This is a genomic window from Exiguobacterium sp. s5 (genome assembly GCF_018618075.1).
GTDB classification, from domain to species: domain Bacteria; phylum Bacillota; class Bacilli; order Exiguobacteriales; family Exiguobacteriaceae; genus Exiguobacterium; species Exiguobacterium mexicanum_A.
Genome location: NZ_JACSLK010000006.1, coordinates 46324 through 65346 on the forward strand (window position 1 = coordinate 46324; position 19023 = coordinate 65346).

Sequence of the window (19023 nt, forward strand, 5' to 3'; positions counted from 1 at the left end):
ATTCCATTGGTCAGAACGAAATTACGCAGTGCCATCATCCTCGTGAATGAACATGACGAAGTCGCGCTCATTCGCCGAGAGAAAGAAAACCTTTTGTATTATGTGTTTCCGGGCGGCGGTGTCGAATTCGGTCATACGGCTGAAGAGACGGCCGTCCGTGAAGCGTTCGAAGAGCTCGGCGTCCACGTCGAACTTGAAGGCGTGGCCGCACATGTCGCCTTCAATGGAGAGTTGAACCCATACTACTGGGCCCGGATGACCGGTGGTGAGTTCGGGACCGGGACAGGTGAAGAATTTCAAGCAGAGCAAACGAACGGATCGTATACGCCGATGTGGGTGAAGCGAAGCGCGCTCAGCCATTTGCCGGTACGACCACCGTCACTCGCCGACTTGCTGTCGAATGAAGCCGAGCGATTTTTCAATAAAACGCTGGCCGAAGACTGATTTCATGTGTAGCCTCCTGACATTTCGGGAAAGAAAGTTTCTAACGATAACGTTCAGGAGGCACATATATGGATACTACAGAAGTAAAAGAAAAAAAGAATTGGTTCGCCTTCGGGAAAGAGTTGCTTCGTCGCTTCAAAGAACATGATGTTCAAGATTACGGCGCGACACTCGCTTTTTTTTGGTTCTTATCGATTTTCCCGGGTATCATCTTCATTCTCGCGTTGCTGTCGTTCTTTGACATTTCTCAGGCGTCGTTCCAAGAGCAGTTGAACAACTTGGCGCCCGGGGCTGCCGCGACTGAGTTTTTGACCGGTATCTTCGACGCCATCGGTGAACCGCGCGGCGGACTCCTCTCGATCGGTGCGATTTTAGCCATTTGGTCGGCGGCCAAAGGGGTTGAACGCTTGATCAATATGGCGATTCACGCGTACGGGGAAGATAACGAACGTAATTTCTTCGTCAGCAAAGGCATCGCCCTCGGGTTGACGTTATTACTCGGCGTTGGCATGTTACTGCTCATCGTCTCGAACGTGTTCGGTTCGCAAATCATCGATTTCGTGGCCCGTTTCATCCCTATTTCGGGGGCTGACGTCATCTTGATCAATGTGTTCCGCTACGTGTTGACGACCGTCATCTTGATTTTTACGCTGTCAATTTTCTATAAAATCGCCCCGCAGCAACACGTGTTCTGGAAGAGCACGATTCCTGGTGCGATCTTTGGCGTCATCGCCTGGCAAATTGTCTCCCTCGGCTTCAGCCTGTATGTTTCGAACTTCGGCAATTACGATTCGACGTACGGCTCACTCGGAGGAATCATCGTCACGTTGCTTTGGTTACAATTGACCGGCATGATCATTTTGATCGGCTCAGAAATCAACGCTACTTGGCAACGTTTCTTCAAAACGCCGAGCGAACGTGAGTACGAGAAAAACTATAAGAAAAATAAAAAGTCCAAATCAAAAGATTCGGACGATGACGACTATAAAGATATTCCCGTCAACACATACGGGTAACGAAAGAAAGGCGGTCTCTCCAGAAGAGACCGCCTTTTGCATTATGCTTCGACGACGTCGAGACGACCGGTCGCAGGGTCGATGACGAACCCATGGACGTTCGTGCCCGGCGGCAAGAGCGGGTGGTTTTTGACGAGGTTGACCGAGTTGACGACGTTCGCTTCGACCGAGTCAAACCCGTGCAACCACTTCTCCAAATCCATCCCTGACGACTTGAGTGTTTGAAGTGTCTGCGGTTCAATGCCGCGACGTTCCATTTCTGCGATGACCGCATTCGGATCGATCGCCGCCATGCCGCAATCATAATGACCGATGACGATGACCTCTTCGGCCCCGAGCGCATACAACGCGACGAGGATCGAACGCATGACCGATCCGAACGGATGTGACAATACGGCTCCCGCATTTTTTATGATTTTGGCATCCCCGTTTTTTAGTCCGAGGGCTTGAGGCAACAACGCCGTCAGACGCGTATCCATACACGTTAAAATGACGATTTTTTTATCGGGAAACTTATCCGAGACAAATTGCTCATATTGTTTCTCTGTTACGAATTTTTCATTGAACGCTAGCATTTCTTGAACGACTGACATGTGGTTCCCTCCTCTTAATTCACGCGATTAGCCGCGCGACCATTAACCCGATGACCATCCAAGCGCCAAACAACGTGTTCACTTTTGCGGTCATCGCCATCGCCGGCATGAGTTCAGCCGGTTCACGCTTGACCCAAAAACACTTCACTGCCCGTACCATGATTGGAATTGTCAGCAATGACAACAGCACCCACGGCGTCACGCCAAACCCGAATACGGCGACGAGGATGCCGACCAATGCCGCGATAAAGAATCCGGCCAAGACGAGAACGGCACGACGATGTCCGACGAGACAGGCGATTGTTTTGCGCCCATTCACTTTATCATTATCCAAATCACGAATGTTGTTCGCGAGCAAGATCGCCCCGATCAAAAGCGCCATCGGAAACGATACGAGCAACAGTTCTGTCGTCACCGTCCCGATTTGGATATATCCCGAGATGCCGATGATGACATAACCCATGAATAGGCCAGCGACGATTTCCCCGAACGGCGTGTAGGCGATCGGGAGCGGACCTCCCGTGTACAGGAATCCGACGACCATCGACAGCACACCGATCCAAATTAAATGCCAACTCGTTGAAGCCGCAATATAGAGCCCGAGCACAGCCGCCACCCCATACATACCGAGCGCGATCCCGAGCACTTGTCCGGGTGTGAACCCATCACGTACGATCGAGCCACCGATTCCAATGGAACCTTCGTGGTCGAGTCCACGCTTGTAATCATAATATTCATTAAATAAATTCGTCGCGATTTGAATCAAGACCGAGGCGATGAGCATCGCTAAGAACAATCCCCACTTCAACTCGACTTGCCCGAGGACGATGAACGTCCCTAACAGCACCGGTATAAAGCTCGCTGTCAACGTATGCGGGCGAATCATGCGCCAATACGCACCTTTCTCTCTCTTCTTCATGCACTTCCCTCCCTTCGTTAGTTTACGTCTCTTTGAAAAAACCTGTCAATGCCCGCCGCTCGGACGGCTCCCTTCACTTTCTCGAGCATTTGACGGCCAGTTCTGTCGTGAAGTCATGATACACTAAAGAATGAGAATTCCATTGGATTGAGGAGGCTTTTCTTTCATGCCAGATACTCAAACACACATTAAACAACGAATCGAACAAGCCCATAAACGGGCACGTGCTTGGCAACGACCGGTACTTGCCTCGTACACGTGGGAAATCCCTTCGTTCGACGCGTTCCATATTATTCAAAACACTGAAACGTCCCACTACTATTTTTCGACGCCAGACCGCTCCCTCGAGATGCTCGGATGTGCCGATGCGCTCGTGTTGACGGCTTCTGGTCCCGAACGTTTCCAACGTCTACAGTACGATTGGAGCCTGCACCGCCGGGACGTCGACGCAGTCATTTATGCGTTCTCGGGCTTTTCGTTCGACACGTTCGTGCGGCCCCAAAAAAATATGTGGGAAGCGTTCGGTGAAGCATCGTTGGTCGTGCCGAAATTTCTATATCGCCGCTCGGGCGACAAGCACACGTTGACCGTTTCGACGCTCGTCTCGGCCAAACGTTCGGTCGAACAATATTTGATTCAATTGGCCGATCAACTCGCCCAGTTCAACGCGCTACATGCGCCCGACGAACAAACACCGACTTACTCACAAGTCAAAGACGGCGTCGACCATTTCAAGTCGAGTTTCCAACAAGCTAAACTGAACATCACCGAAGAACGAGTCGAAAAGATCGTCATCGCCCGGGAAGAAATCTACCAGACCTCGGAAGAGGCGTTCCCGTTCGCGACGACACTGCGCCACTTGTCAGAACATCAGACGGGCAGTTACGTGTTCTTGTATCAGCCGAAGCGGGAAATCGGTTTTTTCGGAGCGACGCCGGAACGGCTCGTCAAGAAACAAGGACCGTACATTGAAACGGCCGCCATCGCCGGCACCATCAAGCGACCAGACACCGAGATCGAATCAGATGTAGCCAAACAGACGTTACTCCACGACGCCAAAAACCTCGAGGAACACCAAATCGTCGTGAAGGACATCAAGAACGCCCTCACACCATACGCGGCTACCATCAAGGCACCGGAGTCGCCGCGCATCTTGGAGAACCGGTCGGTGTTCCATCTGCACACACCGATTCAAGCAACGCTCGATACGAACGCATCCTTGCTGTCGATCATCGAGTCGCTCCACCCGACCCCGGCGCTCGGTGGATCTCCGAAACGGACGTCTGTCCGCTTGTTGCGCGAGATTGAACGGTTCGACCGCGGCTGGTACGGGTCACCGTTCGGTTGGCTGAACACGGACGGTGAAGGAGAGTTCGTCGTCTCGATCCGGTCGGCTCTTGTCCACCATCAATTCGTGGCGCTATACGCAGGCTGTGGAATCGTCCAAGAGTCTGAACTCGAAGCGGAGCTCGCCGAGACAGAAATCAAGCTCAGTCCAATCAAGCAAGCTCTCGGATTGGACAAAGTACGCGCAGGAGGCAATGAAGCATGAATGAACCGTTAACGGAGTGGGTCGCCGGTATGATGAACCGGCTCGTCGAACAAGGGGTCGAGGACGTCGTCATCAGTCCCGGCTCTCGCTCGACACCGCTCGCCATGGCCGCCTATCTTCATCCGAGCGTCCGACATCATATCATCGTCGACGAACGGTCGGCCGCCTTTTTCGCACTCGGGTTGACTCGTTCGCAATCATCGTTGCGCCCGGTCGCGCTCATCTGCACGAGCGGTACTGCCGCCACCAACTACTTTTCGGCGGTGGCCGAGGCAAATATCTCACAACTGCCGCTCGTTGTGTTGACGACCGATCGGCCGCACGAACTTCGGAACGTCGGGGCGCCTCAAGCGATCGACCAAGTTCGACTGTACGGCGACCACGTGAAAACGAGCGTCGACCTCCCCGTTCCTGAAGCTGCGAGCCAGCGCTACATGGAACAGACAGTGGCCCGGCTCGTTCGGGCGAGTATGCATGCGCCATTCGGCCCGGTCCATGTGAACATCCCGTTCCGTGAACCGTTGTTGCCGGATATCGAGCGCTTGACGTCACTCCTGGGCGGTGAAGCCGAATCCTCTGACCCGACCTATCTTAAACCGACAAGTCTCGACTTGAAACGGTTCAAACAAGAGATTGACGTCAATCGTCTCGCCTTCATCGTCGGACCAGGTACTCCGACATCATGGCTTGAGCCTCTCTATGCGTCGGCGCTGGCCCACCGTATTCCGGTCTTCGCCGACCCATTGAGCGGGATGCGCCGGTTTGACCATGTCTTGACGAACTATGACGCGTGGCTCGCTAGCGAGGATCGCACAGAATGGACACCTGATGCGGTCGTCCGGTTCGGGGCTGCCCCCGTCTCGAAACGGCTGAATCAGTGGCTTCACGACGTGCCATACGTCTTGATTGAGCAACCGGGATCGTTCCGCGACCCGTCGAACAGCGCCACGGTCGTGTACGGCGATGCGATTGATTATGTCGCCACCATCAACAAAGACTATGACGCCGACTTATTCGATCATTTCGCATTGTTCGAACGCGTCGCCGAATCCGCAAAACCTGCTTTGAGCGGAGAAAGTGCATTGACGCGTCATTTGCTGGCGTCTCGTCTTGATCGCATCTTCGTCAGCAATAGCATGCCGATCCGTGATATCGATACGACACTTTCAGCCGGTCAGTCAATCGACGTCCTCGCCAATCGCGGGGCGAACGGGATTGACGGCATCATCTCGAGCGCGCTCGGTGCCTGTCACGATACAGACAAGGCCGCTCTCTTGATCGGCGACTTGGCATTCTATCACGACAGTAACGCCCTGCAACTCGTCAAATCGCATCCTGGCACGTTCTCGATTGTCGTCGTCAACAATGATGGCGGTGGCATCTTCTCTTTCTTACCACAAGCCTCGATTGCACCACAAATGTTCGAGGACTTGTTCGGGACACCGCTCCACTTGAACTTGCGCGGATTTGCCGAGACATACGGACTCAGCTATCGCTTGCTCGAGCAGCCTGAAGATGTCATGACGGCGATTGAAGCAGGCGTTCAGCTGATCGAATTTCCGTCTGATCGCGATAAAAACGTGGCCGAGCATCGTCGTTGGACCGCTTCGCTCACGGACCGTTTGACGACGGAGAACGAAACGTGATGCGTTCCGTGCGTGGCGTCTCCTATGAGGTGCTCGAACGTGGGAGCGGCCGTCCCGTTTTGCTTCTTCATGGATTCACTGGGAGTGCGGCTTGGATCTCCCAGTTCCCTGAGCTTCCCGTCCGGCTCGTCGCCCCGTCGCTATTGCAACACGGCGGCACCGGACAGCAAGCGGTCGGGCGTGCCAAGATGAGTCAACAGATTAAAGACTTGTCGGCGCTACTCGATACGGACGAAGGTCCGTGGACGGTCGTCGGTTACTCGCTCGGCGGACGTATCGGGATGACACTCGCCGCCTATGATGATCGGGTCACCCATTTCATCGGCATTAGCACGACACCCGGGCTCAACATAGCGGCTGAACGTCGACAACGCCGGCTTCAAGACGAAAAGCTCGCCGAATTCATCGAGCGAGCAGGACTTGAGGCGTTCGTTGACCGTTGGGAACGTCTTCCGCTCTGGCATCAAACCGACGAGATGCGCGCCGCCCTCCGTCCTGAGCGGTTGGCCCAACATCCAGCCGCACTCGCGGACAGCCTCCGTGCCATCGGGACGGGTAGCATGCCGTCGCTCTGGCCGCTACTCGACCGTTTACCTCGCACCGATTTGATCGTCGGGGAACACGATGTGAAGTTTCAACAGATTGCTCGGAATATGCAGTTGATCCGTCCCGATATTGAAATTCATGAAATTTCGGACGCATCTCATGCTCCACATGTCGAGAATGCCCAACAATTTGGTACAATGATAGAGAAATTGATTTTAGGGGGAATTTAAATGGAATCAGTAGCAAACTGGACATCGGTCCGCACGTACGAAGATATCAAGTACGAGAAGTGGAACGGCATCGCCAAAATCACCATCAACCGTCCGGAAGTACGGAACGCGTTCCGTCCACTCACGGTAAACGAGCTCATCGACGCGTTCGCACGCGCCCGTGACGATAAAGAAGTCGGTGCCATCATCTTGACTGGTGAAGGCGATCAAGCCTTCTGCTCAGGCGGCGACCAAAAAGTACGCGGCCACGGCGGCTACGTCGGTGACGACGAGATTCCACGCTTGAACGTCCTCGACCTTCAACGCTTGATTCGCGTCATCCCGAAACCAGTCATCGCCATGGTAGCCGGTTATGCGATCGGTGGCGGACACGTCTTGCACGTCGTCTGTGACTTGACGATTGCAGCCGACAACGCCCGTTTCGGTCAAACTGGACCAAAAGTGGGCTCGTTCGATGCCGGTTACGGTTCAGGTTACTTGGCTCGCATCATCGGCCACAAGAAAGCACGCGAAATCTGGTACCTCTGCCGTCAATACGACGCACAGCAAGCGCTTGACATGGGACTCGTCAACACGGTCGTCCCACTCGAGCAACTTGAAGCCGAGACGATCCAATGGTGCCAAGAGATCTTGCAACACTCTCCGACGGCACTTCGCTTCTTGAAGGCAGCGATGAACGCCGACACGGACGGACTTGCAGGACTTCAACAGCTTGCCGGCGACGCGACGCTTCTCTACTACACGACAGACGAAGCAAAAGAAGGACGCGACGCTTTCAAAGAAAAACGCGACCCAGACTTCGGTCAGTTCCCGCGTTTCCCGTAAATCGACAAAGAGTAGCGACTTCGCTACTCTTTTTTTGGAGGTCCTGATGATGAATCGTTATGTGACACAACATCGACGTGACGCCATGGCACTCGTCACCGCGTCCGTCAGTTTGACCTGGGCCGAGTTAAGCGCGGAGAGTGCCCGTTTAGCCCACTTCTTGGAACGGGTCGCACCCAAAGCCCGCCATATCGGATTACGCGCTGCGAACAGCGCTGATTATGTCATCGCTGTCCATGCCATCCAGTTACTCGGAAAAGTGCTCGTTCCGCTCAACACGCGGTTGACGATGAGCGAACTGGCAGGACAAATCGAGACGGCCGATATCGATGTATTGCTCGTCGATGAACCGATTGACCTGTCAATCACCCAATTCGCGTTGACGTCACGAGATGAGGCGTCACTCGCTACACCGCACGAGTGGGCAGACGATGAAGTCATGTCGCTCATGTTCACCTCAGGCACGACTGGACGGGCCAAGGCCGTAAAGCAGACGTTCGGCAATCACGTCGCGAGCGCCGAGGCGGCCAAGACGCGCCTCGGTTACGGGACAAGTGACCGGATGCTCGTCGTGACGCCGCTCTTCCATATGAGCGGACTCGCGCAAGTGTATCGGAGCGCCCGTTTCGGTTCGCTACTATACGTCGAACCGAAGTTCGATGTCGCTCGTACACTCGAGTTGATTGCGACGGCAAGAATCACCCACATCTCGCTCGTTGCGGTCATGCTTAAGCGGCTCCTCGACGCAGGTCTCTCCCGCCATCAGTTGCAACTTCTGCTCGTCGGCGGCGGTCCCGTACCGCGTCCGTTGCTCGAAGAAGCCGAGCGGCGGCAGTTACCGGTCGCCCAGACGTACGGGATGACGGAGACGTGTTCGCAAGTCGCGACGCTGTTGCCAGCCGAGGCACTCGCCCACATCGGTTCGAGCGGTCAAGCAATCGCGCCGACCCAACTCCGTATCAATGCGGATGGGGAGATTGAAGTGAACGGACCGACGGTGACCCCTGGTTACTATAAACAGCCAGAGGCCGATGCTTGGACGCCCGACGGCTATTGGCAAACGGGCGACCTCGGCACGATGAAAGACGGTTACTTGTACGTCCATGACCGCCGCAGTGATTTGATCATCTCCGGCGGTGAGAACATTTATCCGGCCGAAATCGAGAGCGTGTTATTGCGTTGCCCGGGCATTCAAGACGTCGGGGTCGTCGGTCGTCCCGACCCGACTTGGGGAGCGGTACCCGCCGCCTTCACGGTCGGTACGTTCGATTTCGATGAGGCGATTCAGCTGCTGCACGACCATCTGGCATCTTATAAACATCCGAAAGCATGGATTGCCGTCGACGAGCTGCCTCGTAACGCCAACGGTAAATTGATGCGTCATCGCTTAAAGGAGGCTGACCATGATTCGTCGCGCTGAACTGTATATCGTCCCCCTCACGTTCAAACATCCGATTGTCACCGCCCACGCCGTGTTGACGACGAGACGGACGGTCATTCTCCGGCTGGAGACGGTCGACGGTGTTGTCGGCTACGGGGAAGGTGTCGCGTTCGAGACGCCATGGTATACGGCTGAGACCGTCCGCTCCGTCATCGATACGTCCGCTTTGATTGTCCAACTCCTGAAAGGGATGACGTTGTCTGCCACCTCGTTCGGTCCCCATGTCAGCTCGATCATCGGCCAACCGATGGCGAAAGCGATGTGGGAGAGCGCTCTATGGGAAGTGGAAGCGGCCCGCGCGAATCAGACATTAAAACAATACGTCCAAGCCGGCGATGCCGTGGCATGCGGCCGGACGATTGGCATCGGTCTGCTCAGTCAGACGTTGAACGCCATCGAGGCTGCGCTCGCGTCCGGATTCGACCGGATCAAGTTAAAAGCGTCCCCGCATGAACTGCTTCCTGCGCTCGGCGAGATTCGCAGCGTTTTTCCGGACGCCCCGCTCATGATTGATTTGAACGGAAGTGGCTCCGAGCAATCGCTTGACTGGTTCGAGGCATTGGACACCTACCGTCTCTTGATGATCGAACAGCCTTATCCGAGCACATATTGGGTCGAGACAGCGGACTTGCAGGCACGGCTCACCACAGCGATTTGTCTCGATGAATCGATCAGTGCCGCTCAAGACGTGGCGACGATGCATCGACTTCGAGCCGGTCGCATCGTCAATATCAAACCGGCCCGCGTCGGCGGCTGGAGCGAGGCGCTCGCGATTCGTGATAGCGGCACCCCCTACTGGGTCGGTGGGATGTATGAGTCCTCCATCGGCCGTTATCACACGCTCTTATTCGCCTCATTGAACGGAGCCGCCTACCCGGCCGATATGGCCGGGACGAGCGCTTACTTCGAGACCGATTTGCTCGATACCCCGCTCGAAGTCGAGAACGGACAATTGATGCTTCCCGACCAGGTCGCACCGGATTGGACGAAAATCGAGCAACTGAGCGAACAGACGATTCGACTCCTGTAAAAACTCCGTAAAAAAGGCGGCAGACCTCGCGTCTGCCGCCTTTTCATCGTTAACGGAATGTGCCCGTCAACACTTCATAGCCGTCTTTCGTGACGACGACCGTGTGCTCGAATTGCGAGACGAGGCTGTTGTTCGGGGTGAACAACGACCAACCGTCCTCTTCTGATTGATAGACGATTTCATCTTTCGTCGAGATGAACGTCTCGACGGCAATGACTTGTCCTTCTTTCAAGATGTCGTTCTCTTCACGGCTATAGTAGTTCGAAATCGTCTCCGGCTCACCGTGGAGCGTGCGACCGAGGCCATGGCCCGCCAAGTTACGGATGACCGTGAAGCCGTTCTTACGGGCATCGGCATAAATCGCTTTCCCGATTTGGTTGACCTTGACGCCGGCCTTCACTTTGCTGAGACCCGCTTCGAGCGATGTCAATGACACTTCGACCAACCGCTCGTGTTTAGCCGATTTCGGTGTGCCCGCGATGACCGTACGTCCTGTGTCGGCATAGTAGCCGTCCTTCACGGCCGATACGTCGACGTTGACCACGTCACCGTCTTGGATGACGAGGTCACCTGGAATCCCATGGGCTGCGACTTCATTGATGGAGATACACGTATAACCCGGGAACTCATACATCGTGATCGGGGCCGAGGCGGCCCCTTCCGCTTCTAAAACACGCTGCCCGATTTCATCCAACTGTTTCGTCGTCATGCCTGGTTTGACTGCTTTCGCCATCTCATCGCGAGCCAAGGCGACAATCCGCCCAATCTCGCGCAATGCATCGTAATCATAATCTAACATCATTTTCCCTCTCAATCTAATAGTCGATTTTGATATAAGAACTCTTCAGATAAATCGGCAAACAAGAACATGCCGTCCGGTAACGGATAACTGAACGTCCGCGTCACTTCGTTCGAACTGAAGTCGCGATAATCCTCGGACAAGTAGCCCCGTCCGCGCACGTCCATCGCCGCCATCGTCCGAATAAAGTACGGACGGAAACTCCAGTTATAGCCGCGATACGTGTTATCGACCGTCCAAGCGGACTGTGCCTGATAGACGTTCGCGCTCGTCTGGAACCCGGTTTGGTCCGTCAAATAGTAACGGACGAACGTCCCTTCGAGTTTCGGGGCAATATGGAGCAACCATTCATCTTTCTTATCGCGCGACCACTTCCCGCTTTGGACGAGATCGTGGATTTGTTTATGGAGTTCGAACTCCAATTCATATAATCGCTTTAATCGCTCTTGATCGTGTAAGAAGAACGACGGTACTTCTTGCGTCAATACGCTCATACCTTTCGCTTCGCGCGGCGGCATCGCATCGCTTTGCCCGAGGAGACTGCCCATATAATAACGTCCGCCATGACGCCACGCATAACGCAACTGTCCGAGATGGTCGATTGATTTATAGAGGAGCGGAGCCCCGAGACGGGAAGCGATGTATTCCATCGTCTGAAGCATTTGCGGATACGTGACCGATAACGTCTTCTTCTCGACCATCGTCGCCAAATCGACGAGCAACATCTCAGGCGCCACCGTCATGATGTCTTCGATGCTCGTTGATTCTGCGAAGTCGAGCGCGACTTTAACACCAGATGAACGATAATATTGGACGACTCGTGACAAGCGTGACACGTCAACGAGATCCGTCCCTTGAAGCGTCACATAAATGCGATGGAGCGGGAAGTTCAATTCTCGAAGCGGGGCCAAAAACGCCTCGCCTCCTTGTTCGAGAATCCACTCTGAACGACATCGGAACGTGACGAATTGCGTCGCATCCCTTAACTGTTCGGCCGCTAAACGCTCCATCCGTTTGGCGATATCGAGCTGATACTCGAGCGGAACGTCATCGTCGTAAAAGAATGGGGTGAGCGACTCGCCCCTGAACTGTCCATGGACCATATAACCTTCTACTTGGAAGGTGGCGGCTCCCAGGATTGGTTCAAATGTCACTTCGACTTCTTCTGGATTCATCATCACATCCACTGCGTCCAACTTGATCACCTCGTCTTTTTTCTAAACACGAAAGCGAGCTGGGTTCAGCTCGCTCGTGTATGCACATACATATAGGCACCGAAACAAGCAATGAAATATACGATACTCATCACACCGTAGCCGATTCCCATCTTCCCGCCCACGCCGATGGCCATCACAAGCCAAATCATCGCGCCGAACAGGAGCGTGGCGACCGGGATATATCGAAAATTCGGACGCTCGGTCCGCGTAATAATCGGTTTCAAAGCCAGGACGCACGCCACTAGTATGACGAGACCAAAACCTAGTTCAATCATCCGTTGACACCTCATTTTTCTGTCTCTACTCATTTAGTGTAGCATGACACCATAAAAAAAACCGCAAATCCACTTAAGGAGATGCGGTTTTAGTTATTGATTAGTCACGCGGACGGCGTGGGCCACGGTCGTCTGAACGACGACGGTCGTCTCCACCGCTACGTTTGCCACGGTATCCACCGCCGCCACCGCTGCGTCCACCACGGTCACCGCCACCACGACGTTCTCCGCCGCCGCTGCGATTTCCACGGTATCCACCACGGTCGTTACGTCCACCTTGACGTTTGACGCGTACTGGTTCTGCATACGAGATTTCAACCGGAGTTGAATCTGGCTCTTTCGTCAATCCACGAAGTGCCGCTGCAAGAAGCTCGACTGCTTCGTATTCTTCAAGAAGCTCAGTCGCAAGTTGCGTGTAAGCTTTGAAGTCGCCCGCTTGAACACGTTCGATCAATTCTTCAGCCGATTGCTTTTGGTTGCCCTCGAGCACTTCTGAGATTGTCGGTACGTGACGACGGTTCATTTTCTTGTTCGTTACGCGTTCGATTGCTTTGACTTGACCGAATTCACGTGGCGTGATGAACGTAAGGGCTGTACCTGTTTTACCAGCGCGGCCTGTACGTCCGATACGGTGCACGTAGCTTTCCGGGTCTTGTGGGACGTCAAAGTTGTAAACGTGTGTGACACCTGTGATATCAAGACCACGGGCTGCAACGTCTGTCGCGACCAAGATGTCAATTGTGCCGTTTTTGAAACGACGGATGACTTGGTCACGTTTTGATTGCGTTAAGTCACCGTGAAGACCATCAGCCGTGTAACCACGTTTGATGAGTGCTTCTGTCACTTCGTCAACACGTTTCTTCGTACGAGCGAAGATGATGCTGAGTTCTGGCGAGTCGATGTCGATCAAGCGGCAAAGCGTATCGAATTTTTGACCTTCGCGCAATTCGAGGAATTGTTGGTTGATGTTCTCAACTGTCATTTCCTTCGCTTTTACTTTGATGATCGTCGGCGACTTCATGAAGCGCTCAGCAATCTTCTTGATTTGTGGTGGCATTGTTGCAGAGAAGAGAAGCGTTTGACGTTCAGCCGGAAGGCCTTTCAAAATCATCTCGATGTCTTCAACGAAGCCCATGTTGAGCATTTCATCTGCCTCGTCCAAGATCACAGTTTGGATCTCGTCGAGTTTGATCGTCTTGCGCTTCATGTGGTCCATGAGGCGGCCCGGTGTGGCAACGACGATTTGTGGGTTCTTTTTCAAACCACGGATTTGGCGGTCGATTTGTTGGCCACCGTATACTGGAAGTGCGTAAACGCGCTTCGCTTCACCGATTTTGTTCAATTCTTCTGCAACTTGAATCGCAAGTTCACGTGTCGGTGCAAGAACAAGTGCTTGGACTTGACGTGCCTTTGTGTCGATTCGCTCAATTGTCGGAATACCGAAAGCTGCTGTTTTCCCTGTACCTGTTTGCGCTTGACCTAATACGTCCACTCCTGTGAGTGCGACAGGAATTGTCTCAGCTTGGATCGGTGTAGCTTCTTCGAAGCCCATTTTGAGTACACCTTTTACTAATGCTTCACTTAACTGTAAATCTTGGAATTTTGTCAAATTATATTCTCCTTTTTTCATACAAAAAACGTCTGAGGTTTTGTTCTACAGACGTTTTTCCAATGTTTCCTCGTAGTCAACTTTACTAACTATAACGTATTTGTTTCTAAAATGAAAGAAATACATTCTAAAACTTTTCATAGCCACCTGGACATGAGTTATCTTATTTCAATTTATAGCCGTTGTCGAGTTTTTCAACTTGCTTTTCTTTCAGCAGTTTCCCGAGTGCGCGTTTGAACGCCGCTTTACTCATCCCGAACTCACGATCGATCACGTCCGGCGCCGTCTTGTCGCCATAAGGCATTTGGCCGCCGCGTTCTTCAATATAAGCACGGATACTTTCCGCGTCCGGGTCGATGGCTTCATATGCCCGCGGTTTCATCGAGACGAGTACCGTCCCGTCTTGTTTCACTTGCGTCACACGTACGGTCAATTGCTCACCGAGACGTGGCCAACGTGTCATCTCTGCTTCATGTAAGAAACCGAGTGATTCATTTTCGACCCAGACGTTCACACCGACTTCGCGTCGATTGACGACGACCGCATGGACATCTTGATTGCCCCATTCTTCTTTAGCGGGACGCGCCAACAAGTTCAAGTACGCATAGTGGGCCGGTTCCCCGAGAAGACGGCTCTTTTGATCGTACTTGAGACGAATGCAAAGCTTGTCCCCTTCTTTTGGCCAATACGACCGGTTCTCAGGAAGATCATCTAATGAGACGAGTACATCCTTTTGAATCCCGATATTGACGAACACACCGGTGTTATACCGGACTCCAGTCACTTCATACCACTCATAGTCATCGAACGTGACGCTCGGAATCGTCATCGTCGAAGCGAGACGTCCTTCTGAGTCGTGATAAAGGAAGACCCGCACCGTCTGTCCGACTGTGACTTCTTCAGTTTGTTCTTTTCGATGAAGGAGTACCTCTTCGCGACCGTTTCCGATAAACACACCAAAATCAGCTGAACGTTCCGCGACCAAGTCTACTACTTCTCCTGCACGTAATGCCATACAATCCACATCCTTTTTCATCTATTACTGTCAGTATACCTACCTACACACGTTCCTAATCATATCACGTTCGATTTCCTTACTCCGTTCAATTGTGTCTAAAATGTGAACAAGATTGCCCCTCCGTTTTGCTAAATGGGTCCGTATACTAGCTTCTATATTTCAAATTTTGTGACAATTTTGTGAACGCGCATTTTCCATCTAGTATCCACATTTTGAAAACGTTATTATTAAGGAAGTGTTGTTTAACGAATTAGGTTTCAGCCATGGCCGAACGGGGGATATAAAATGTTTGATGTACAATCTCGATCATTCGCGAAGCGCTTCATGAAAGGCTTATTGATTGCTTTCTTCGCGCTACTCGCTTCACTTAGCTTCATTTTTTCAAACGGAGTCGATACGAACGTATCTTCATCCGTCACGATGGTCCAAGAGTAAACGCCCTCTCCTGACAGAAGGCGTTTTTTTGTTTTGTTCCGACAAAAAAAGGGATTTTTTATGCATCTGTCGAACGAACATAACGTTCGGCTTTTATTATTGAATCATCTGGGAAGGGAGAGTCACTCATGCTATTTTATTTTCTCACCACGATTCTTTCGGTCGTCGGTTTGTCCGTCTCGCTCCAAACCGGTTTTTTCAAAGACCCGATCGGTACATTCCTGTTCGCCGTATTGCTCGCCATGGGCTTATCTTCATTTAAACAGTTGGTCGCACAAACGAACGTCTTGCTCATCGAGCGCCGGAATCAAAAAAAGATCAAGCGCATCGTGGCGCGCATGCATTCAACTACGCGTAAACGTTCTACATAACGCTCGTCTTCCCCCTCCACTTTTGTTATTCTATTCTAGACAAGAAGAGCAAAACGGACTCAACCCGTAGGAGGCACAAACACGTATGAACGAAATCCCTTTATCGAACGAATGGCTATTGCGTTATTCACCTGTCATGGAGCTATGGCTGAAAGAAGACGGCATCTTGCTCGTCGACGATGACAATCGCATTCGACTCACGCTTGAAATCGGCAGTGACCAAGTCATGCAGTTCAAGAGCATCGAACAAGATGGGGCTTACTTTGCTGTGGACCCGGTGAATAAACGAATCACGTTCGAACTCGAGGAAGAAGAAGAGGAAAGCGATTCTCGCTTCTGGGAATAAAGATTCATGCCGAAGAGTCGGATTCTCGTCAAGAGAGGAAGACTCTTTCTTCGTGTCCAGACTCATTACTGAACGATCGAGAGGAGAAATATGTATGATCCGCACCGCCATCTGGTTTATCGCCTTTTTCGCCGTCTTACCGCTGACACTTCCGTTCTATCCGAAAGCGAAGCGACTGACGCCCCCGGAACGTTATGGATACGTCCAAACCGTCGCTTATAAATGGGCAAGCTTTCTATTACGAATCGCCGGCGCTCGCGTCCGTGTTCACGGCCAAGAGAACATCCCGAATGAACCGGTCGTCTACGTCGCGAACCACCAAGGGAACTTTGATGTCCCGATTATGATCACAGCGACGAAACATCCAAAAGCGTTTATCTCAAAAATCGAAGTGCAAAAGTTCCCAATCATTCCGCGTTGGATGGAACTGATGGGTTGTATCTTCATTGACCGCAGCGACCGGCGCCAGTCCATTAAAGCAATCCGTTCCGGCGTCGAGACGATCCAATCAGGACAGTCGATTATCGTCTTCCCGGAAGGCACCCGCTCAAAAGGCGGACCAATCAAAGAGTTCAAAGCTGGTAGCCTGACGCTCGCCACATCAAGCGGTGCCAAAATCGTCCCTGTCGCCATTAAAGGAAGCCACCATTTGCTCGAGACGACAAACCGAATCACACCGGGTACGGTCGACGTCACGTTTTTACCGGTCATCGATCCGGCAGACGTCCCGAATAAAGAAATTGCGGCGCTGGCAGAGACGATGATTCGCCGCGTCGTTGAAGGAGAAGAATCATGAGTTTATTAGCCATCGAAGGCATTCATAAAGAATTTGCAGATAAAGTCTTGTTCGACGACGTCACGATGACGATTCACCCAGGCAATCGCATCGGGGTCATCGGGGTCAACGGCTCCGGAAAGTCGACGTTCTTAAAAATCATCGCCGGCGTCGAGACCGCAGACCGGGGTTCGATGCAACACCCGAACGATTACCGGATTCGTTATTTGACCCAAACGGTCGACTTCGCCCCCGGGCAAACGATTTTAGACGCGTTGTTCACGAGTGAGACCCCGTCCGTCCAGGCGTTGAAACAGTATGAGCTCGCGCGCCAAGCACTCGAGGCGAACCCGACGAGCGAACAATGGTTGGAACGCTTCATGAAAGCCCAGCAAGCAGTCGATGCAGCCGACGCATGGGAGACTGAAGCGAAGTTGAAATCGATTTTAAATCGGCTCGGTCTTCCGGACGTGACGGCAGAGATCAGCTCGCTTTCCGGTGGACAACAGAAACGGGTCGCTTTGGCCGCAGCCCTACTCGACGAAGCTGACTTACTATTACTCGATGAGCCGACGAACGAACTCGACGCCGATACGATTGCTTGGCTTGAGACGATTCTCGCTGATTACCGGGGGGCCATCCTGCTCATCACCCATGACCGTTATTTCTTGAACCGAGTCACGAATCATATCCTTGAAATCGCCGATGGCACGAGTTACTTCTATGACGGCAACTATGAGCTCTTCCTTGAGAAGCGTGCCGAACGAAAAGCTCGGTCGCATTCAATGGAGCAAAAGCGGCAAAACATTTTGCGTCGTGAGCTCGCTTGGCTGCGTCGTGGTGCCAAGGCACGGACGACGAAACAGAAGGCACGCATCCAGCGCGTCGAGGACTTGAAGCATCAAGAGACGCTTGCCGAGGATGAGGCGCTCGAAGTATCCGTCGGTTCGCGCCGCCTCGGGAAAAAAGTAATCGAGGTGGAGAACTTGTCCTTCGGTTATGACGATCACTTGCTCATTGAAGATTTCACGTGGTTGTTCGGACGCCGGGAACGGTATGGCATCGTCGGACCAAACGGTAGCGGGAAGACGACGCTCATGAACTTGCTCGCCCATCGCCTTCAACCGACGCAAGGAACGGTCGTCCATGGCGAGACGGTCCATCTCGGCTATTACGGGCAACAAGTCGAATTTGAGGACACATCGCGCCGTGTCATCGATGAGATTGAACGCATCGCTCAAGTTATTTATACGCCGGACGGCGAGACGATCACGGCCAGTCAGATGCTCGAACGCTTCCTATTCACCCCGGACGCTCAATACAAACCGATTGCCAAACTGTCGGGTGGAGAGAAACGCCGCCTCGTCTTGCTCCGGATTTTAATGGACGAGCCGAACGTGCTATTTTTAGATGAACCGACGAACGATCTCGACACGGAGACATTGTCCGTCCTCGAGGACTATTTGGAGTCGTTCCCAGGCACGGTCATCGCCGTCAGTCACGACCGCTATTTCTTAGATCGGATCGCCGAACAGCTGATTGCGTTCGAAGACGGGACGATCAACGTTTATCATGCGGAGTACAGTGACTATTTAGCCACACTCCAAGAACAGACGAAGCAACAAGTGAAAAAAGAATCGAAAGAGAAGAAAGAGCGTGTCAAAGTCGATGTCGTCAAATTCACTTTTAAAGAGCAGAAAGAATGGGAGACGATCGAGGATGATATCGCCTCTCTCGAATCTGAGATCGAGGCAGCCGAGGCACGGCTCGCCGCAGCGGGTAGCGACCTCGGTAAAGTGAATGAACTGTACGCCGACATTGCCGCGTTGAAAGAAGCGCTCGATGCGAAGATGGAGCGATGGGAATATTTATCGGAGATTGATGAACAAATTCAAGCACAGAAGAACTAAAAACAAGGATCACGCGTCGGCGTGAT

General features: G+C 52.8%; 20 protein-coding genes. 13 read left to right on the forward strand and 7 right to left on the reverse strand.

The genetic code is table 11. The annotated features are described in order from the left end of the window. The first annotated feature begins 6 nt into the window (after nt 1-6). Together KNP60_RS12275 and KNP60_RS12280 are read left to right on the forward strand one after the other, a co-directional pair. Nucleotides 7-444 carry an NUDIX domain-containing protein gene (locus KNP60_RS12275; RefSeq protein WP_034781346.1) on the forward strand — a complete coding sequence of 146 codons (438 nt, stop codon included), beginning with the start codon at nt 7-9 and terminating at the stop codon, nt 442-444. Nucleotides 445-512: 68 nt separating this feature from the next. Next, nucleotides 513-1460 carry a YihY/virulence factor BrkB family protein gene (locus KNP60_RS12280; RefSeq protein ID WP_034781035.1) on the forward strand — a complete coding sequence of 316 codons (948 nt, stop codon included), beginning with the start codon at nt 513-515 and terminating at the stop codon, nt 1458-1460. 41 nt (nt 1461-1501) lie between these two features. On the opposite strand, the gene KNP60_RS12285 is transcribed toward KNP60_RS12280, so the two are convergent. Continuing rightward, the gene (locus KNP60_RS12285; protein WP_034781037.1) at nt 1502-2053 is read right to left on the reverse strand and encodes a beta-class carbonic anhydrase; all 552 of its coding nucleotides are present in this window, start codon (nt 2051-2053) and stop codon (nt 1502-1504) included. Nucleotides 2054-2072: 19 nt separating this feature from the next. Then, nucleotides 2073-2972, reverse strand: a complete 900-nt coding sequence (locus KNP60_RS12290; RefSeq protein ID WP_214797579.1) for a 1,4-dihydroxy-2-naphthoate polyprenyltransferase — start codon at nt 2970-2972, stop codon at nt 2073-2075. A 166-nt stretch (nt 2973-3138) separates the two neighbouring features. On the opposite strand from KNP60_RS12290, the gene KNP60_RS12295 reads away from it, so the two are divergent. From KNP60_RS12295 to menC, 6 genes are read left to right on the forward strand one after another with little or no spacing between them, the layout of a single operon-like run. Next, nucleotides 3139-4524, forward strand: a complete 1386-nt coding sequence (locus KNP60_RS12295) for an isochorismate synthase (protein ID WP_034781040.1) — start codon at nt 3139-3141, stop codon at nt 4522-4524. After that, nucleotides 4521-6170, forward strand: coding sequence for a 2-succinyl-5-enolpyruvyl-6-hydroxy-3-cyclohexene-1-carboxylic-acid synthase (gene menD / locus KNP60_RS12300; RefSeq protein WP_214797580.1), 1650 nt, complete (start codon nt 4521-4523; stop codon nt 6168-6170). Before KNP60_RS12295 ends, menD begins: the two co-directional genes overlap by 4 nt. Then, entirely contained in the window at nt 6170-6946 is a 777-nt protein-coding gene (locus tag KNP60_RS12305) for an alpha/beta fold hydrolase (RefSeq protein WP_214797644.1), read from the forward strand. Before menD ends, KNP60_RS12305 begins: the two co-directional genes overlap by 1 nt. Next, on the forward strand, nt 6947-7771 hold the full coding sequence (gene menB, locus KNP60_RS12310) for a 1,4-dihydroxy-2-naphthoyl-CoA synthase (RefSeq protein WP_021067784.1): 825 nt from the start codon (nt 6947-6949) through the stop codon (nt 7769-7771). Between the two features lie 49 nt (nt 7772-7820). Further along, nucleotides 7821-9191 (forward strand): o-succinylbenzoate--CoA ligase, encoded by a 1371-nt coding sequence (gene menE / locus KNP60_RS12315; RefSeq protein WP_214797581.1) that lies wholly within the window; start codon nt 7821-7823, stop codon nt 9189-9191. Next, a complete protein-coding gene (menC, locus tag KNP60_RS12320; protein WP_214797582.1) occupies nt 9175-10242 on the forward strand; it encodes an o-succinylbenzoate synthase in 1068 nt (355 codons plus the stop codon). Before menE ends, menC begins: the two co-directional genes overlap by 17 nt. Nucleotides 10243-10291: 49 nt before the next feature. Here the strand turns inward: menC and map are convergent, their stop codons facing one another. From map to KNP60_RS12345, 5 genes are all read right to left on the reverse strand, one after another. Next, nucleotides 10292-11041, reverse strand: a complete 750-nt coding sequence (map, locus tag KNP60_RS12325) for a type I methionyl aminopeptidase (RefSeq protein ID WP_138859932.1) — start codon at nt 11039-11041, stop codon at nt 10292-10294. Nucleotides 11042-11052: 11 nt separating this feature from the next. Continuing rightward, entirely contained in the window at nt 11053-12246 is a 1194-nt protein-coding gene (locus KNP60_RS12330) for an EAL-associated domain-containing protein (RefSeq protein ID WP_233005310.1), read from the reverse strand. Nucleotides 12247-12281: 35 nt separating this feature from the next. Beyond that, nucleotides 12282-12533 (reverse strand): hypothetical protein, encoded by a 252-nt coding sequence (locus KNP60_RS12335; protein WP_034781064.1) that lies wholly within the window; start codon nt 12531-12533, stop codon nt 12282-12284. A gap of 100 nt (nt 12534-12633) precedes the next feature. Continuing rightward, nucleotides 12634-14142, reverse strand: a complete 1509-nt coding sequence (gene cshA / locus KNP60_RS12340; protein ID WP_214754233.1) for a degradosome RNA helicase CshA — start codon at nt 14140-14142, stop codon at nt 12634-12636. A 163-nt stretch (nt 14143-14305) separates the two neighbouring features. After that, entirely contained in the window at nt 14306-15157 is an 852-nt protein-coding gene (locus KNP60_RS12345; protein ID WP_034781077.1) for a CvfB family protein, read from the reverse strand. 288 nt (nt 15158-15445) lie between these two features. Between KNP60_RS12345 and KNP60_RS12350 the strand changes: the two genes are divergently transcribed. The 5 genes from KNP60_RS12350 to KNP60_RS12370 all read left to right on the forward strand — a co-directional run bounded on the left by KNP60_RS12350 (nt 15446) and on the right by KNP60_RS12370 (nt 18997). Next, nucleotides 15446-15595 (forward strand): hypothetical protein, encoded by a 150-nt coding sequence (locus KNP60_RS12350; RefSeq protein ID WP_021067792.1) that lies wholly within the window; start codon nt 15446-15448, stop codon nt 15593-15595. 128 nt (nt 15596-15723) lie between these two features. Further along, complete coding sequence (locus KNP60_RS12355; RefSeq protein ID WP_034781078.1) at nt 15724-15966, forward strand: hypothetical protein; 243 nt, start codon at nt 15724-15726, stop codon at nt 15964-15966. An 85-nt stretch (nt 15967-16051) separates the two neighbouring features. Continuing rightward, nucleotides 16052-16312 (forward strand): hypothetical protein, encoded by a 261-nt coding sequence (locus KNP60_RS12360; RefSeq protein WP_034781079.1) that lies wholly within the window; start codon nt 16052-16054, stop codon nt 16310-16312. A gap of 94 nt (nt 16313-16406) precedes the next feature. Further along, the gene (locus tag KNP60_RS12365) at nt 16407-17108 is read left to right on the forward strand and encodes a lysophospholipid acyltransferase family protein (protein ID WP_034781080.1); all 702 of its coding nucleotides are present in this window, start codon (nt 16407-16409) and stop codon (nt 17106-17108) included. Continuing rightward, entirely contained in the window at nt 17105-18997 is a 1893-nt protein-coding gene (locus KNP60_RS12370; RefSeq protein ID WP_214797583.1) for an ABC-F family ATP-binding cassette domain-containing protein, read from the forward strand. The genes KNP60_RS12365 and KNP60_RS12370 overlap by 4 nt, the downstream gene beginning before the upstream one ends. The last annotated feature ends 26 nt before the right edge of the window (nt 18998-19023 follow it).

Excerpts from the sequence above, each read along its gene's own strand:
- menD (WP_214797580.1), top strand. The coding sequence starts at position 4,521 with ATGAATGAACCGTTAACGGAGTGGGTCGCCGGTATGATGAACCGGCTC.
- KNP60_RS12280 (WP_034781035.1), top strand. The coding sequence starts at position 513 with ATGGATACTACAGAAGTAAAAGAAAAAAAGAATTGGTTCGCCTTCGGG.
- KNP60_RS12295 (WP_034781040.1), top strand. The coding sequence starts at position 3,139 with ATGCCAGATACTCAAACACACATTAAACAACGAATCGAACAAGCCCAT.
- menB (WP_021067784.1), top strand. The coding sequence starts at position 6,947 with ATGGAATCAGTAGCAAACTGGACATCGGTCCGCACGTACGAAGATATC.
- menE (WP_214797581.1), top strand. The coding sequence starts at position 7,821 with ATGAATCGTTATGTGACACAACATCGACGTGACGCCATGGCACTCGTC.
- KNP60_RS12360 (WP_034781079.1), top strand. The coding sequence starts at position 16,052 with ATGAACGAAATCCCTTTATCGAACGAATGGCTATTGCGTTATTCACCT.
- KNP60_RS12335 (WP_034781064.1), bottom strand. The coding sequence starts at position 12,533 with ATGATTGAACTAGGTTTTGGTCTCGTCATACTAGTGGCGTGCGTCCTG.
- KNP60_RS12345 (WP_034781077.1), bottom strand. The coding sequence starts at position 15,157 with ATGGCATTACGTGCAGGAGAAGTAGTAGACTTGGTCGCGGAACGTTCA.
- map (WP_138859932.1), bottom strand. The coding sequence starts at position 11,041 with ATGTTAGATTATGATTACGATGCATTGCGCGAGATTGGGCGGATTGTC.
- KNP60_RS12355 (WP_034781078.1), top strand. The coding sequence starts at position 15,724 with ATGCTATTTTATTTTCTCACCACGATTCTTTCGGTCGTCGGTTTGTCC.
- menC (WP_214797582.1), top strand. The coding sequence starts at position 9,175 with ATGATTCGTCGCGCTGAACTGTATATCGTCCCCCTCACGTTCAAACAT.
- KNP60_RS12305 (WP_214797644.1), top strand. The coding sequence starts at position 6,170 with ATGCGTTCCGTGCGTGGCGTCTCCTATGAGGTGCTCGAACGTGGGAGC.
- KNP60_RS12350 (WP_021067792.1), top strand. The coding sequence starts at position 15,446 with ATGTTTGATGTACAATCTCGATCATTCGCGAAGCGCTTCATGAAAGGC.
- KNP60_RS12370 (WP_214797583.1), top strand. The coding sequence starts at position 17,105 with ATGAGTTTATTAGCCATCGAAGGCATTCATAAAGAATTTGCAGATAAA.
- KNP60_RS12365 (WP_034781080.1), top strand. The coding sequence starts at position 16,407 with ATGATCCGCACCGCCATCTGGTTTATCGCCTTTTTCGCCGTCTTACCG.
- KNP60_RS12290 (WP_214797579.1), bottom strand. The coding sequence starts at position 2,972 with ATGAAGAAGAGAGAGAAAGGTGCGTATTGGCGCATGATTCGCCCGCAT.
- KNP60_RS12285 (WP_034781037.1), bottom strand. The coding sequence starts at position 2,053 with ATGTCAGTCGTTCAAGAAATGCTAGCGTTCAATGAAAAATTCGTAACA.